A 14189-nucleotide genomic window follows, 5' to 3' on the forward strand; every position below is an offset into this window, starting at 1 on the left:
CCTCCCGGTCGCGGCTGACCAGCGGACTCGCGCGCCCGACCGTAAGATCATCTAATGCTCGATGCGCGGAAGATGAAGTTCCGTGTCGGCATCGGCTGGGCCGAGCGGGCGGACGTACCGGGTGCCGGGGGTGCCGCCGACGTCGGCGGGGCCGTCCGGCCGGAAGCCGGTGCGGTGCAGGACGGCGGCCGAGGCGGGGTTGCCGTCCGCGACCAGGGCGGTGAGGGCGGTGAGCCCGTACGCGGTGCGGGCGCGGTGGCAGACGAGGCGGACGGCGGCGGTGGCGAGGCCGTGGCCGGTGGCGCGGCGGGCCAGGCGGTAGCCGAGCTCGGCGCTGCCGGTGTCCGTGACGTCGAGCAGGTTGACCCGTCCCACGACGGTCCCGTCGTCGTCGGTCAGCACGTGGAAGTGGCAGGTTCCGCCGTCCTGTTCGTCGAGCAGCGCCCGGTGCCGGTCCTCGAACTCCGCGAAGTACGCGTCCCCCCGGTCGGGCACGAACTCCCCGAACCAGTCCCGGTTCTCCTGCTCGAACCGCAGCACGGGGGCGGCGTGCGCCGCCGTCAGCCGCACCATGACCACCCGTCCGCGGTCTCCGCCCGTCCCCATCAGCGCCCCCTTGCGATCGGGCCCCACCCTACGCACTCCCCCGCTCCCGCTGCGCGGGCCTTTTTCCGGCATCCGGCCCGCAGGCGAAGTCCCGGCGGGGCACACTCGAGCCCTTCCGGCGGCTAAGGACCGGGGTCCGGGGCGGAGCCCCGGAGTCCGGCCCCGCCGGCGAGCGGGGCGCGGGTTCAGGCGGGCGGGAGGACGCGGGAGACCAGGGTGCCGATGAGGGAGTCGACGGGGTACGGGTCCAGGAGGCCCGGCACGGTGAGGTCGTCGACGATCAGTCCGAGCATCGCCAGATACAGCAGGACCACCCCGTTCCGGTCCCCCGGCAGCCCGCTGTCCAGATGGAACCGCACGTTCGCCTCCAGCTCCAGCCGCAGGAACGACGTCAGCTCGGCCAGCAGCTCCGGCCTCCGCGTCGCCTCCAGCCGAAGCTCCAGCATGGCGATGTGCACGCTCCGCTCACGCCGCATCCGCTCGACCAGCCCCCGCAGCAGCGTCGCCGTGTCGAGCGGCCCGGCGAGGTCCGCCGCATCCGGCACCAGCCGCTCCCGGGTCCGGTGCAGCACCTGTGCGAGCATCTGCGCCCGGTTGGCGAAGTAGTTGGAGGCCGTCCCCGTCGGCACGCCCGCCTCCGCGTCCACCGCCCGCAGCGTCAGCCCCCGCGACCCCTCCCGGGCCAGGACCTCGATCGCCGCGTCGAGCAGCGCGGCACGGCGGGCCGGATTGTGGCGCATGGCAGGACCTCACGGGAGTACGGTGGGCGACGCCACTGCACATGCAGTGGCACCAGGCACGGTAACCCACTCGGAGCACTCCCGTCCGCCCCCGTCCCCTCCCGCCGCCTCCCGTGGGCGGTCCGCCCTGCGAACACCGTCCTCCCCCGCCCCGGCCAGGTGGTTGACTGGCCCCATGAGTGAGCTGTTCATCAAGATCTGCGGCCTGCGCACCGCGCACGACGTGGACACCGCCGTCCGGGCCGGCGCCGACGCCATCGGCTTCGTCTTCGCCGCCAGCCCCCGCCTGGTGGACGCCGGCACCGCCCGCCGCCTGGCGGAGCGGGTACCGGCGCACGTCCTGACCGTCGGCGTGTTCCGCGGCCAGCCGCTGGACGAGGTGCGGCGGCTCACCGAGGAGAGCGGCGTACGGGCCGTCCAGCTGCACGGCGACGAGGGCCCGGAGTACTACACGGCCCTCCGGACCCCCGGCCGCACCCTGCTGCGTGCCACGTCCACCACCGGACTCCCCCTGCAGTGCGGGGAGTTCGGCGAGGACCTGCTGCTGCTCGACGCCCCCGACCCCGGCTCGGGCAAGCCCTGGAACTGGGGCTCGGCAGACTTCACCGCTCCCGCCGGCCGCTGGCTCCTCGCGGGCGGCCTGACCACCGGGAACGTGGCCGACGCGGTCCGCGCGGTCGCCCCGTGGGGCGTGGACGTCTCCAGCGGCGTGGAGAGCTCCCGCGGCGTGAAGGACCCGGCGCTGATCGAGTCCTTCGTCGCCGCCGCCCGCGGCGCCCGCTGACGGACGCCGTCCGGCTCACCTCACGACGCCGCCTCCCGCGCACCCGCCGGTACGCCGCCGCCCGCCCTCAGCCCGGGCCGCAGCCCCCACGCGCAGCCGACGCCCAGCAGCACCAGCGCGATCCACGTGAGGGCCGCGAGCCCGGCGCCGCGGGCCGCGTCCAGGGCCGCCCCCGTGAGCAGGTTGCCGAGGGTGATCCCGATGCCGCAGACGGTGTTGTAGAGACCGTAGTGGGTGGCCACCAGGCGTTCGCCGGCGAGCCGGACGACGGTGTCCATCTCGAACGGGTACGCCGCCATCGTGCCGAACGCCAGCAGCAGCGCGGACAGCGCCGCCGGCACCGCGGCCAGCGCCCACCGCCCCGGCCCGCCGCCCGGCACCGGCACCGCGGCCGCCGCCAGCATCGGCAGGAAGGCGGCCGCCATGCACAGCACCCCGCCGGCGAGCGCCTGGTCCGGCCGCAGCCTGCGCCGGCACCAGGCGGTCACCCGGGTCTGGAACAGCACCGTGCTCAGCCCGGAGGCCACGAACAGCAGCGCGGTCGCCACCGTGCCGGCCGCGCCCGGCCCGCCCACCCGGCGTGCCTCCAGCGGCAGCGCCAGGTACACCTGGAACGACAGCACGTACGAGCCGCTCATCGCCACGGCGAAGACCAGGAAGCGCCGGTTGGCGAGGATGCCCCGCCACTCGGCGAGCACGCCCGGCCGCGGCCCGCCGCCGGTCTCGCCCCGCCGGGCCGGCAGCGCCCGCACCTGGACCAGGCCAAGCACGGCGAACACCCCCGCGGCCACCAGGCAGGTCAGCCGGAAGCCGGCCCCCGCCAGCGCCATCCCGACCAGCGGCCCGAGCAGGATGCCCGCCTGGTAGAAGGCGTTGAACAGGGCGAACGCCTCGATCCGCCGCTCCCCCGCGTCCTGCGCGAGGTACGCCCGCACGGCCGGGTTGAACAGCGCGCCCGCGAAGCCGGTGGCCGCCGAGCCGACGATCAGCGCGGGCACCGAGCCGGCCAGGCCGAGCGTGGCGAACCCGGCCGTGCGCAGCAGCAGCCCGGCGACGATCAGCGGCTTGTAGCCGAACCGGTCGGCGAGCGTGCCGCCGATCAGGAACATGCCCTGCTGGCTGAAGTTCCGTACGCCGAGGACCAGTCCGACCAGCCAGCCGGCCAGGCCGAGGCCGCCGGACAGGTGCTGCGCCAGATAGGGCATCAGCATGTAGAAGCCGAGGTTGATGGTGAACTGGTTGACCATCAGCAGGCGGACACTGCGGTCGTACGAGCGGAACTGCGCGAGCGCGGAGGTCACTTGAGCCCCCCGGCGACGGTGACCGGTCCGTCGCCGCGGGTCCCGCCCACCGGGTCGACGACGCGGGCGCACCGGGTCCAGCGGGTGACCTCGCGCTCCCCGGGGTGGGTGATCTCGTCGGGGCCCTCGGCGGGTTCGCCGCCCAGCAGCCCGTGCCGCGCGCACCAGGCGTCGTCGTAGACGGTCTCCAGGTAGCGCTGCGGGCCGTCGGGGAAGACCGCCGCGATCCGGGTGGCGCGCGGCTGGGTGCGGGCCAGCCAGCCGGCGACGAGGGCGACGGCGCCGACGCTCCAGCCGCCGGTGGCGTAGTGCGAGGCGGCGAGCCTGCGGCAGGCCCAGACGGATTCGGCGGGCGCGACCCAGTGCACCTCGGAGAAGTCGGGATAGGCGACGTTGCGCGGGTGGATGCTGGAGCCCAGGCCGCGCATCAGCCGGGCCCGGGCGGGCTGCCCGAAGATGGTCGAGCCGATGGTGTCGACGCCCACCAGCCGCAGTCCGGGCTGGAGTTGGCGCAGCACCCGGGAGACGCCCGCGGAGTGGCCGCCGGTGCCCACGCTGCACACGAGGATGTCGATGTGCCCGAGCTGGCCTGCGAGTTCGAGGGCCAGGGAGGTGTAGGCGGAGACGTTGTCGGGGTTGCCGTACTGGTCGGGGCACCAGGCCCGGCGGTCCTCGGCGAGGAGTTCGGCGACCCGGTCGCGGCGGGCCTGCTGCCAGCCGCCGGCGGGATGGGGGTCGGCGACGATGTCGATGCGGGCGCCGTACGCGGTGAGCAGCCGGACCATGGACGGTTCGAGTCCGGGGTCGGTGACGAGGGTGACGGGGTGGCCGTGGACCATTCCGGCGAGGGCGAGCCCGAGGCCGAGGGTGCCGCTGGTGGACTCCACGACGGCGGCTCCGGGCCGCAGGTCGCCGCGGGCGCGGGCGCGCTCCACCATGTGGAGGCCGGGGCGGTCCTTGATGCCGCCGGGGTTGAACCCTTCGAGTTTGGCCCAGAACCCGCGGTCCCCGCCGGTGAAGGGCCGGGACACGCGCAGGACGGGGGTGTTGCCGACGAGGCCGGCGAGGGTGGCGGCGCCGGGGGTGCGGCCGCTGGTGGAGGGAGAGTGCATGGTCTCGCTCTCGGTTCGGTACGGAGGCGGGTGCGGTACGGCGGGCTGCGCGGGGGCGGGGCCGGGTGACGCGACCGGGTACGGGCCTGCCGGCCGCCGGGGCGGCAGGGCACGGCGGGGCGCCGCCGCCGCGGGAGGCGCGGGGCGGTCTGACCCGCAGGTGCGGGAGCGGGTGGGTGCGGCCGGGGCCGGTTCACGCCCGGCCGTCCGGCCGGGCAGCACCGCGTACGCCTGCCGGCCCGGGAGCGCACACCGGGTCCGCGCACGGCCGTACGCGGGGCCGGGCGCGCGGCGCGCGCCCGCTCGGCCACCGCTCGCCGCGGGAGCGTCGGCCCGGCGCCCCTACAGGCGCAGCACCGCCGACTGGGCCGCGTGCGGTATCGGCACGACGAAGCCGCCGGTGGCCGCGGGCACGACGGCGGCCGGCACGGGCGCGGCCGGGGCGCCGTCCTGGGGTGCCGAGCCGAGCGGGGAGCGGACGGGCTGGGGGGCCTGCGGGCCCGCCTGGGGCTGGCCCAGGGCGCAGGTCTCGACGGCGTGTCCGGTGCCGTGCCCGCCGTGGTGCCCGGGGCCGTGCGGGCCGTACCCGCCGGCCGCGGTCAGGTGCACCGGTGCGGAGTCGGGCGCGACGGCGTGCGTGAACAGCAGCCCCAGCAGGACGAGTACGGCCATCGCGATGCGCGGTGCGGCCGCCCCACGGCGGCTCCGCATACCGGAACGTGACCTGCTCGTCATCACGTTGTGATCATAACTCAGGCCCCCGGCCCGGCGGATGAGGCGTTTCGGCCCCGTTGCGGCGGTCAACCCCCCGCCTGGGCGCTCCGGTTGCGGGCCGATTCGAGCAGGTAGGGGACGTCGATGACGGCGACGCCGGGGGTGAACAGCAGGCGCGCTTTGAGCCGCAGGGCGTTCTGGTTGTGCAGGGGCTGCTCCCACCAGCGGCCGACGACGTACTCGGGGATCACCACGGACACCACCCCGGCGGGATCCTCGGCGGTGAGTTCCTGGACGTGCGCGAGGACCGGGCCGACGACCTCGCGGTACGGGGAGTGCAGGATCTTCAGCGGCACGCCGAGGTCCCGGGCGGCCCAGTCCGCGCGCAGCCGGTCGGCTTCCTCGTCGGCGGCCACGGTGAGGGCGACGAGCGTGTCGGGCCGCAGGGTCTGGGCGAAGCCGAGGGCTTTGAGGGTGGGCGCGTGCACGGCGGCGACGAGGACGACGACGTGGTGCCGGGCAGGCCGCTTCGGCTTGTCTTCGGGGAGCAGCGCCACCTGCCGGGCCACCTGGTCGTAGTGCCGGCGGACGCCCTTCATGCCGAGGAAGAGGACCGGCATGGCGATGACGACGAGCCAGGCGCCGTGCGTGAACTTGGTGACGAGGACGATGACCAGGACCAGTGCGGTCATGACGGCGCCGACGGCGTTGATGGCCAGGGAGCGGTGGATGCGGCGGCGGGAGTCGACGGCGGTGGCGGGCGCGGCGAGTTCCTTGCGCCAGTGCCGCACCATGCCCGCCTGGGAGAGGGTGAAGGAGACGAAGACGCCGATGATGTAGAGCTGGATCAGGCGGGTCAGCTGGGCGTCGAAGGCGACGATCAGGGCGATGGCGGCGAGGGCGAGCAGCACCACGCCGTTGGAGTACACGAGCCGGTCGCCGCGGTTGTAGAGCTGCCGCGGGGCGTAGCGGTCCCTGGCGAGGATCGAGGCGAGCATCGGGAAGCCGTTGAAGGCGGTGTTCGCGGCGAGGACCAGCACGCCCGCGGTGACGACCTGGAGCAGGTAGAACAGGACGTGCCATTCGCCGAAGGCGGCGCGGCCGATCTGGGCGAGGGCGGTGGAGGTCGCGGCGTCCGCGGGCAGCCCGAGGTCGGCGGGGCTCTCGGCGACGTGCACCTCGAACACCAGGGCGAGGGTGGTGATGCCCATGAACATGGTGACCGACAGCAGGCCCATCACGGCGAGGGTGTTGGCCGCGTTGCGGCTCTTGGGCTTCCGGAAGGCGGGGACACCGTTGCTGATCGCCTCGACCCCGGTGAGGGCCGTACAGCCGGAGGCGAAGGCGCGCATCGCGAGCAGGACCAGGGCGATGCCGGCGTAGCTGCCCTCGGCGTGGATCGGCAGGTCCGCGGATTCGGCCCGGATGGTCTCGCCGGTCGCCATGCGGACCGCCGCCCACGCGAACATGAGGTAGATGACGGCGATGAACCCGTAGGTGGGGAGGGCGAAGACCCGGCCGGACTCGCGGACGCCGCGCAGGTTCATGACCGTGAGGAGGACCACGAAGCCGACGGACAGGCCGACTTGGTGGTCGTGCAGGGCGGGTGCGGCGGAGGTGATCGCGGAGACGCCGGAGACGACCGAGACGGCGACGGTCAGCACGTAGTCGACGAGGAGGGCGCTGGCCGCGGTGAGGGCGGCGGTGGGTCCGAGGTTCTCGGAGCTGACGACGTAGGCCCCGCCGCCGCCCGGGTAGGCGTGGCAGGTCTGCCGGTAGGAGGCGATGACGACGACGAGGAGGAAGACGATCGCGGCTGCGGCGTACCAGGTCAGGTGGAGCAGGGCGACCCCGCCGAGGGCGAGGATGAGGAGGATCTCCTCGGTGGCGTAGGCCACGGAGGAGAGCGGGTCGCTGCAGAAGATGGGCAGGGCGAGCCGTTTGGGGAGCAGGGTCTCGCCCAGGCGCGCCGTGTCGAGCGGCTCGCCGACGAGGACACGCTTCGGATGGATACGCCTCATTGGGGCATGATCGGCGCATTCACTCCTTTTGTTCCGTTGTGACACACGAGTTCCACGGACCGGTGGGCGATCCACAGGTCGTGGCGGGCGCTGGGCGACTGGAGCAGTGACCGCTCCAGCACCGCCTCCAGCCGGGTGAGGCGCTTGCGGGCCCCCGGTACGGACAGTCCCAGCGCGGCCGCGGTCGGCACGAGCTGCGCGTCGTGCTCCAGCCAGGTGCGGAGGGTGTCCCGGGCGCCGGGCGGGGCGTCCTCGTCGGCCAGCGGCCGCAGCTGACGGCCGGCCCACCGGACGACGGCCGGATGGGCGAGCACCTCGTCGAACGTGCGAGGGTCGGCACCGGCACCGGCACCGGCGCCGGGCGGCACGGCGGACCCGGCCACGGGCAGGTCCGCGGGCTCGCCGGCCCCGCCAGGCGTCAGCCGCAGCGCCAGGGACAGTGCGGACTGGTCGGCGAGCGCGGCGAGGTCCACGCCGAGCAGGCCCTCGACGTGCCGCAGCCGCCCGGCGAGGGTGTTGCGGTGCACCTTGAGCAGCCGGGTGGCGTGCGAGGCGAAGTTCAGCCAGGCGTGCGTGGTGGCCCGCAGCTCCTGGGCGCCGGGGTCCTGCGGGCGGCGCGGCCGGTACGTGTGCAGCGGGGCGAGCAGGGCGGCGGCCCAGGCCGCACCCGGGCCGTGGGCGGCCAGCGCGAGTTCCGGCCCGGCCCCGAACCGGGCGTGGCGGGCGTCCCGGCCGCGGGCCACCGCCAGGGCATGGAAGGCCTGCCGGTACGCGTCCGGCGCCTCGCGCAGGGGGACCGCCTCGCTGACGCCGACGACGCCGGCGGGCGTCGCCGCGGTGAGCGCCTCGGCGAGCGGGTCCCGGCCGTCGTCGGGGCCGGCCGGGCCCGCGGGCACGAACACGATGAGGTGGCGGACGTACACCGGGCAGGGCACCACCCAGGCCCGGCCGCCGGTGAGCCCGGCGCAGGTGCGGGCGACCGCGGCCCGCTCCCCCGGCGGGCATTCGACGACGTACAGCCGCATCGGGTCGGGCAGGGCGGGGGTGAGTGCCCCGGCGATCTGGTGGGCGGTCGACAGCCGGCCGTTCATCAGGAGGTGCAGCACGGCCTCGCGGGCCCGCGACTCGGCGCGCGCCGCCTGCTGGTGCCGGAGGTCGGCCTCCTCGGCGCGCAGGGCCAGCGCCAGCGGTACGGCGGCGTCCGCGAGCAGCGCCGGCAGCCGGTCCGGCAGTGGCCGGGGGGCGACGGCGGCCAGGGCGCGCAGCGGGGCGGCGGCCGCTCCGGCGGGCTCGTCGAGGGCGAAGAGGACGGCGGTGGAGCCGCCGCCGTCGAGCATGGCCGAGCGCACGCCGCGGGCGGACATCTCGACGGCGCCGCGCGCCAGCAGCCCGGCGGCGCCGGGGTCCGGCCCGGCGGGCGCGGCCCGCAGCACCGAGCCGTCCGCGGCGATCAGGCCGGTCCAGGCGCCGGTGCGGGCGGCGAGCCAGCGCAGCAGGGCGTCGGAGCCGCCGGTGAGGGCGAGCCGGTGGGCCTTGAGGACGAGGTCGGCGCGGGACCACGAGGAGTCCGCGGCCTGCGGCCCGGCGGTCACCGCACCGGCGGGCGGGTGGTGCGAGATGGCCCGCTCCCTTCGTGCAGCGGGGATGCGCCCCGGTGCGCCCCCAACTCGCGGGATTCAACCACCGGATGGTGGCTGTGCGCTGTGATACCGGTCTCGCCCGGCCACTGGGCGCAGCGAATCCTGTGCCGGGGGCCCGTCGCGCCTAGGTTGGTGCGTGCCGGGCCGAGCGCGGCGGGAACGGCTGCACGATGTGCACCCGCCGCATCCCGCTCGGAGCGGCGGCACGAGCGGCGAGGTCCCGGGGTCCGAAAGTCAACGGGGGAACACCGGGACCTCTCCGCTCAGCGCATCTTCGCGGCGGCGCTGCGGATGGCCTCCCGGATCCGGAAGTACGTGCCGCAGCGGCAGATGTTGGCGATCGCGTCGAGGTCGGCGTCGGTCGGCTCGGACGTCCGCTTGAGCAGCGCCACCGCGGCCATGATCTGACCGGGCTGGCAGAAACCGCACTGCGCCACGTCCTGCTCCAGCCAGGCCTCCTGCACGGGGTGCAGGGTGTCCCCGTCGGCGAGGCCCTCGATGGTGGTGACCTCGCGGCCCGCGGCCTCCCGGACCGGGACCACGCAGGGCCGGATGTCGGCACCGTCGAGGTGGCTGGTGCATGCCTTGCAGACGTCCACCCCGCAGCCGTACTTGGGACCGCGGACGCCCAGCAGGTCGCGCAGCACCCAGAGGAGGGGCAGATCGTCGGGGGCGTCGACGGTGACGCTGCGCCCGTTGACGGTGAAGGTGTGCGAGGGCACGAGGGACTCCTGTCAGCGCGGGTACGGGGTGAAGTCGACGTCGAAGTCGAGGGGGAAGCTGCGCGGCTTCGTGCCGGTGGCGCGGGCGTACGCGTTGGCGATGGCCCCGACGGCGGCGGGCACGCCCAGTTCGCCGGCGCCGCCCGGCTCCCCGGAGGCCGGCATCACGAAGATCCGTACGTCGGTGGGGGTGTCGCGCTGGCGGGCGTAGTGGAACTGGCTGTAACTGCCCTCCAGCGGCAGGCCCTTGTCGATGTGCAGCCCGGCCCGCAGGGTCGTGGAGATGGCGTCGGTGAGGCCGCCGAGCAACTGGGCCTCCAGACCACGGGGGTTGACGGGGCGGCCGACGTCGGCGGCGATCACCGCCTTGGTGACGCGCACGTGTTCGGGGTCCCGGGTGTCGATCTCGACCAGGCAGGCGGTGCGGGACTCGTACTCCTCGTGGAAGCCGACGCCCTGGGCGCAGCCCTCGGGCAGGGCGCGGCCCCACTCGCCCTCGGCCGCCACCTTGTCGAGGACGGCACGCTGGGCGTTGTTCTTGAGGAACTCCCGGCGGAAGGCCACGGGGTCCTTGCCGAGGCGGGCCGCGAGCTCGTCAACGACGATCTCCTCGGCGCCCCGGGTGTTGGCGGAGTACACGGAGCGCCAGGAGCCGGTGGGGATGCCGGTGGGTACCTCGGTGAGGGACTGGGTGGTGAGCCCGAAGTGGTACGGGGACTTCACGGTGGTGAGGAACAGGGTCTGGGCGAAGGTCGCGTTGCCGAGGCCGGCGGGCAGACTGGCGGCCGTGGCGGTGAGCATCTCGCCGAGGCCGTGCCGGAAGTCGGTCTCCGCGGACGCGACCCGGTGCTGGAACGAGAGCACCTGGCCGAGCGCGTAGGTGGCGCGGACGTGGTGGTGGCTGGCGGGGCGCATGCGGCCGTGCCGGGTGTCGTCGATCCGGGTCCACATCAGACGGACCGGGCGGCCGCAGGCCTTCGAGACGAGGGCGGCCTCCAGGGCGGCGTCGAAGAACAGCCGCCGTCCGAAGGAGCCGCCGGCCTGCACGACGTGCACGGTCACCTTGTCGGCGGGCAGGCCGAGTTCGGCGGCGATGGTCTGCTTGGCGACGATCGGCGACTTCAGCCCGGACCAGATCTCCGCCCGGTCGGACCGTACGTCGGCCACCGCGCAGTTGGTCTCCAGCGGGGCGTGGCTGACGAACGCGAAGTCGAACTCGGCGTCGACGTGGCCGGTCAGCAGCGGCGGGAGCAGCGGGGGCGGGGCCGCGGCGCGCAGCCGGCTGCGGATGTCGGCGTCGGAGAGCGCGTCGGCGGGGCCGGGGCCCCAGCCGACGTCGAGGGCGGCTCGGGCGTCGAGGGCCTGGCCGAAGGTCTCGGCGACGACCGCGACGCCGGTGCGCACGGTGACGACGTGGAGGACGCCGGGCATGGCCCGGACGGCGGCCAGGTTGGCGACGGACCGGACGGTGCCGCCGAGGGTCGGCGGGCGGCGCAGCACGCACGGCTTGGCGCCGGGCACGTCGAGGTCCAGGGTGTACTGCTGGCGTCCGGTGACCATGGCGCGGGCGTCGATGCGGTTCTGCGGGCGCCCGACCAGGGTGTGCCGGTCGGCCGGCTTGGGAGCGGCGGGCAGGACGGGCAGGCCCGGGTCGGCGGCGGCCTCGGCCAGGCTGCCGTACGGGGCGCTGCGTCCGTCCGGGGCGTGCACGGCGCCGTCGCGGGTGGTGAGGGTGCGGGCCGGGAGGTCCCAGCTGCGGGCGGCGGCGGCGACGAGCCGGGCGCGGGCGGTGGCCGCGGTCTGGCGGACGGGCCCGTAGAGCGAGCGGATCGAGTTGGAGCTGCCGGTGAGCTGGTTGAACAGCAGCTCGGGGCGGGCGTCTTCGAGGGCGATGCGGACGTCGTCGAGCGGCGCGTCGAGTTCCTCGGCGACGAGCATCGCGACGGCGGTGGTCAGGCCCTGGCCGACCTCGGTGCGCGGCAGCCGGAAGTGGATGATGCCGTCGGTCTCGACGCGCAGCACGAGCAGGTGCGCGGTGGGGGCGCCGGCGACGATGAACAGGTCGCCCAGGTCGACGAGGTCGGCGGGGGCCGGGAGCGAGGGCACCACGGCGTGTGCGGGCTGCGGGGCGAGGGCGTCGGCGCCGATCCTGGTCGCGAGGGCGAGGGTGGGGGCGGCGATGAGAGCCGTGAGGAACGAGCGCCGTGCGGGGCCGCGTTCGCCGGCGGCTCCGTCGGTCCGGTCCCGGTCCCCGGTGGGGGTGCTGCTGCCCTGGTCGGGGCCGTGCGCCGGCATCATCTGTGTCCCCACCCGCCTGCTGTCCGGGGTACTCCCCGGTCGGTTACCGGCCCGTAGCGTAGCGACCGGCCGCGACCTGCGGAAGCCGGTCCCCGCTGCGGGCCGCCGGGCCGCCGGCCGCGGACCCGCCGGCCACCGCCGGGATTCGGACAAGCGGATCGCACTCGACCGCCTGAGCGGGCGCCCCCGTACGCCCCCACCTCCGCGGAGGGCCGGTTTCCGGCCGGTCCCGAACGGTGGCCGGGCGCACGGGGCGGGCGCAGGATGGGAGGAGGAAGGAAGCCCCGGCGCAGACGGAACGAGGAGGTGCACGGCCATGGCGACCTACATGGACGTCCACACCGGCATGAAGGGGATCACGACCGAGCAGCTGGCGGCGGCGCACCGCGCCGACCTGGCGATCGAGAAGGACGAGGGCGTGCACTTCCAGCGGGCCTGGGCGGACCCGGTCTCCGGGCACGTCTACTGCCTGTCCGAGGCCCCGTCCGCGGAGGCCGTGCAGCGGATCCACGAGCGGACCGGGCATCCCGCGGCGGAGATCCACCCCGTCCCCATCACCGTGTCCTGAGCGGAAGGGACCCGGCCGGGAACTCCGGACGGCCGGGCGCGGAGCCTGCCGCTCCGCCGCCTGGCCGGAAACAATCGCACGGTGTACGGATGCCCGAGAAGCCTTTGGCATATGCCGGAAGCACCACCGGAACGGATGTTGCCAAATACCTTACGGGCCCTCGTGGGCTGTGCAACAGTCGTAACCGGCCCTTCCCCTCAGAGCCGCCGTGACGCGCCTGTATCGGAGTTCCCCATGCCGTCCCCTCTGTCTGCGGACCGCCCCGCCTCCTCGCCCGAGCCCGGCCCGGTCGATGCGCTCATCACGCAGACCCGGCAGCTGCGCGGCGAGGTGGACGCGGTCCGGCGCGACACCGTGGTGGACGACGACGACGCGCACGGCCGCTGGCAGCGGGCCCTGTGCGACCTCGCCGTGCACCATCTCGACGACCTGGACGAGCACTTGGGCCGTCTCAAGGACGGCCTGCCCGCCGTCCCGGCCCAGCCCGAGCACCGGGAGGCGCCCGCCGAGCGGCCGGCGCCGGACGACCGGCAGGGCCGGGTGGGCACCGCCGACTGGAACCTCCTGACCGACGAAGTCACCTGGTCCGACGAGCTGTTCCAGATCTTCGGCCGGGATCCGGAGAGCGGCCCGCTCACCCTCGACGAGTTCTGGTCCACCCTGTTCCCCGAGGACCAGCCGCGGCTCACCGCGCTGATGACCGACTGCCTGGTGGACGGCAAGCCCATCGACGGCGAGTTCCGCATCCTGCGGACCGACGGCTCGCTGCGCACCCTGCACATGCGCGGGGAACCGGCCCTGGACGCCGAAGGCTGCACCGCCTCGATGTGGGCCGTGGTCCGCGACGTCAGCGAACTGCGCCGCAGCGAGGCGGCCGTCGAGGAATCCGGCGCGTCGCTCCGGCAGCAGCAGGAGATCGCCCGGACCGAGCACCGGATGGCCGTCGAACTCCAGGAAGCCGTCCTGCCCGCCTGGCGCGGCACCCTCCGCTTCCCGTACGGCGGCACCGGCGCGCTCGACCTCGCCGCCCACTACCTGCCGTCCGCCCGCAGCTCACTGATCGGCGGCGACTGGTACGACGCCCTCGAACTCCCCGACGGCTCCTCGATGCTGACCGTCGGAGACCTCACCGGCCACGGCGTCGCGGCGACCTCCGGCATGGCCATGATGCTGGGCGCCCTGCGCGGCATGGCCATGGCCGGCATCGCCCCCGGCCCGCTGATGGGCTGGCTCAACCAGATGCTGGAGACCTCCGCCCAGCCCGCCCTGGGCAGCGCGGTGTGCTGCCGCTTCGACCCGGCGACCCGGACCCTGTCCTGGGCCCAGGCCGGTCACCCCGCACCGCTGCTGTTCCGCGGCGGCACGGGGAGGGCCCTGGCCCGGCCCGAAGGCGTGCTGCTCGGCGCCACCGCCGGCGCCGTGTACGGGCAGACCGACGAACGCCTCGACGTGGGCGACGTCCTGGTCCTGCACACGGACGGGCTGTCCGCGCGCTGTCCCGGCTTCGGGCAGCCGGACGGGACGGACCGCCTGCTGGCGCTCGCGCCCCGGTTCACCGAGGCGCGGTCGGCGCAGGACTGCGTCCGCATGGTGGTGGAGGAATTCGGCGGGACCGGCCGTGAGGACGACGCCTGTGTGCTCGTGGCGCGGGTCGGGGGCTGACCGCCGGCCTCCGGCACCCGC

The 14189-nt window shown here is 75.1% G+C and carries 12 protein-coding genes; 3 read left to right on the forward strand and 9 right to left on the reverse strand.

Annotation, left to right across the window (positions count from 1 at the left end; translation table 11 throughout):
• Positions 1-51: 51 nt before the first annotated feature.
• Positions 52-606 (reverse strand): GNAT family N-acetyltransferase, encoded by a 555-nt coding sequence (locus LG634_RS05680; protein ID WP_226732502.1) that lies wholly within the window; start codon positions 604-606, stop codon positions 52-54.
• Between the two features lie 185 nt (positions 607-791).
• On the reverse strand, positions 792-1346 hold the full coding sequence (locus LG634_RS05685) for a TetR/AcrR family transcriptional regulator (protein ID WP_226732503.1): 555 nt from the start codon (positions 1344-1346) through the stop codon (positions 792-794).
• 175 nt (positions 1347-1521) lie between these two features.
• On the opposite strand from LG634_RS05685, the gene LG634_RS05690 reads away from it, so the two are divergent.
• Complete coding sequence (locus LG634_RS05690) at positions 1522-2130, forward strand: phosphoribosylanthranilate isomerase (RefSeq protein ID WP_226732504.1); 609 nt, start codon at positions 1522-1524, stop codon at positions 2128-2130.
• A gap of 20 nt (positions 2131-2150) precedes the next feature.
• Here the strand turns inward: LG634_RS05690 and LG634_RS05695 are convergent, their stop codons facing one another.
• The 7 genes from LG634_RS05695 to LG634_RS05725 form a co-directional block, all read right to left on the reverse strand.
• Complete coding sequence (locus tag LG634_RS05695; protein ID WP_226732505.1) at positions 2151-3431, reverse strand: MFS transporter; 1281 nt, start codon at positions 3429-3431, stop codon at positions 2151-2153.
• Positions 3428-4543 (reverse strand): PLP-dependent cysteine synthase family protein, encoded by a 1116-nt coding sequence (locus tag LG634_RS05700; RefSeq protein ID WP_226732506.1) that lies wholly within the window; start codon positions 4541-4543, stop codon positions 3428-3430. The genes LG634_RS05695 and LG634_RS05700 overlap by 4 nt, the downstream gene beginning before the upstream one ends.
• 342 nt (positions 4544-4885) lie before the next feature.
• Positions 4886-5254, reverse strand: coding sequence for a hypothetical protein (locus tag LG634_RS05705; RefSeq protein ID WP_226732507.1), 369 nt, complete (start codon positions 5252-5254; stop codon positions 4886-4888).
• 89 nt (positions 5255-5343) lie between these two features.
• Positions 5344-7278, reverse strand: a complete 1935-nt coding sequence (locus LG634_RS05710; protein WP_226732508.1) for an APC family permease — start codon at positions 7276-7278, stop codon at positions 5344-5346.
• Complete coding sequence (locus LG634_RS05715) at positions 7275-8870, reverse strand: helix-turn-helix domain-containing protein (RefSeq protein WP_226732509.1); 1596 nt, start codon at positions 8868-8870, stop codon at positions 7275-7277. Before LG634_RS05715 ends, LG634_RS05710 begins: the two co-directional genes overlap by 4 nt.
• A 311-nt stretch (positions 8871-9181) precedes the next feature.
• Positions 9182-9640, reverse strand: coding sequence for a (2Fe-2S)-binding protein (locus tag LG634_RS05720; protein WP_226732510.1), 459 nt, complete (start codon positions 9638-9640; stop codon positions 9182-9184).
• Between the two features lie 12 nt (positions 9641-9652).
• On the reverse strand, positions 9653-11935 hold the full coding sequence (locus LG634_RS05725) for a xanthine dehydrogenase family protein molybdopterin-binding subunit (RefSeq protein WP_226732561.1): 2283 nt from the start codon (positions 11933-11935) through the stop codon (positions 9653-9655).
• 319 nt (positions 11936-12254) lie between these two features.
• Here LG634_RS05725 and LG634_RS05730 point away from each other — a divergent pair, with 319 nt between their 5' ends.
• Positions 12255-12506, forward strand: coding sequence for an SCO4226 family nickel-binding protein (locus tag LG634_RS05730; protein ID WP_226732511.1), 252 nt, complete (start codon positions 12255-12257; stop codon positions 12504-12506).
• 234 nt (positions 12507-12740) lie between these two features.
• Complete coding sequence (locus LG634_RS05735) at positions 12741-14168, forward strand: PP2C family protein-serine/threonine phosphatase (RefSeq protein ID WP_226732512.1); 1428 nt, start codon at positions 12741-12743, stop codon at positions 14166-14168.
• Positions 14169-14189 lie beyond the last annotated feature (21 nt).

It is taken from the genome of Streptomyces bambusae (assembly GCF_020532645.1).
GTDB classification, from domain to species: Bacteria; Actinomycetota; Actinomycetes; order Streptomycetales; family Streptomycetaceae; genus Streptomyces; species Streptomyces bambusae.

Coding starts and splice junctions, on each gene's coding strand:
- LG634_RS05690 (WP_226732504.1), top strand. CDS start 1,522: ATGAGTGAGCTGTTCATCAAGATCTGCGGCCTGCGCACCGCGCACGAC.
- LG634_RS05685 (WP_226732503.1), bottom strand. CDS start 1,346: ATGCGCCACAATCCGGCCCGCCGTGCCGCGCTGCTCGACGCGGCGATC.
- LG634_RS05710 (WP_226732508.1), bottom strand. CDS start 7,278: ATGAGGCGTATCCATCCGAAGCGTGTCCTCGTCGGCGAGCCGCTCGAC.
- LG634_RS05700 (WP_226732506.1), bottom strand. CDS start 4,543: ATGCACTCTCCCTCCACCAGCGGCCGCACCCCCGGCGCCGCCACCCTC.
- LG634_RS05680 (WP_226732502.1), bottom strand. CDS start 606: ATGGGGACGGGCGGAGACCGCGGACGGGTGGTCATGGTGCGGCTGACG.
- LG634_RS05730 (WP_226732511.1), top strand. CDS start 12,255: ATGGCGACCTACATGGACGTCCACACCGGCATGAAGGGGATCACGACC.
- LG634_RS05725 (WP_226732561.1), bottom strand. CDS start 11,935: ATGCCGGCGCACGGCCCCGACCAGGGCAGCAGCACCCCCACCGGGGAC.
- LG634_RS05735 (WP_226732512.1), top strand. CDS start 12,741: ATGCCGTCCCCTCTGTCTGCGGACCGCCCCGCCTCCTCGCCCGAGCCC.
- LG634_RS05705 (WP_226732507.1), bottom strand. CDS start 5,254: ATGCGGAGCCGCCGTGGGGCGGCCGCACCGCGCATCGCGATGGCCGTA.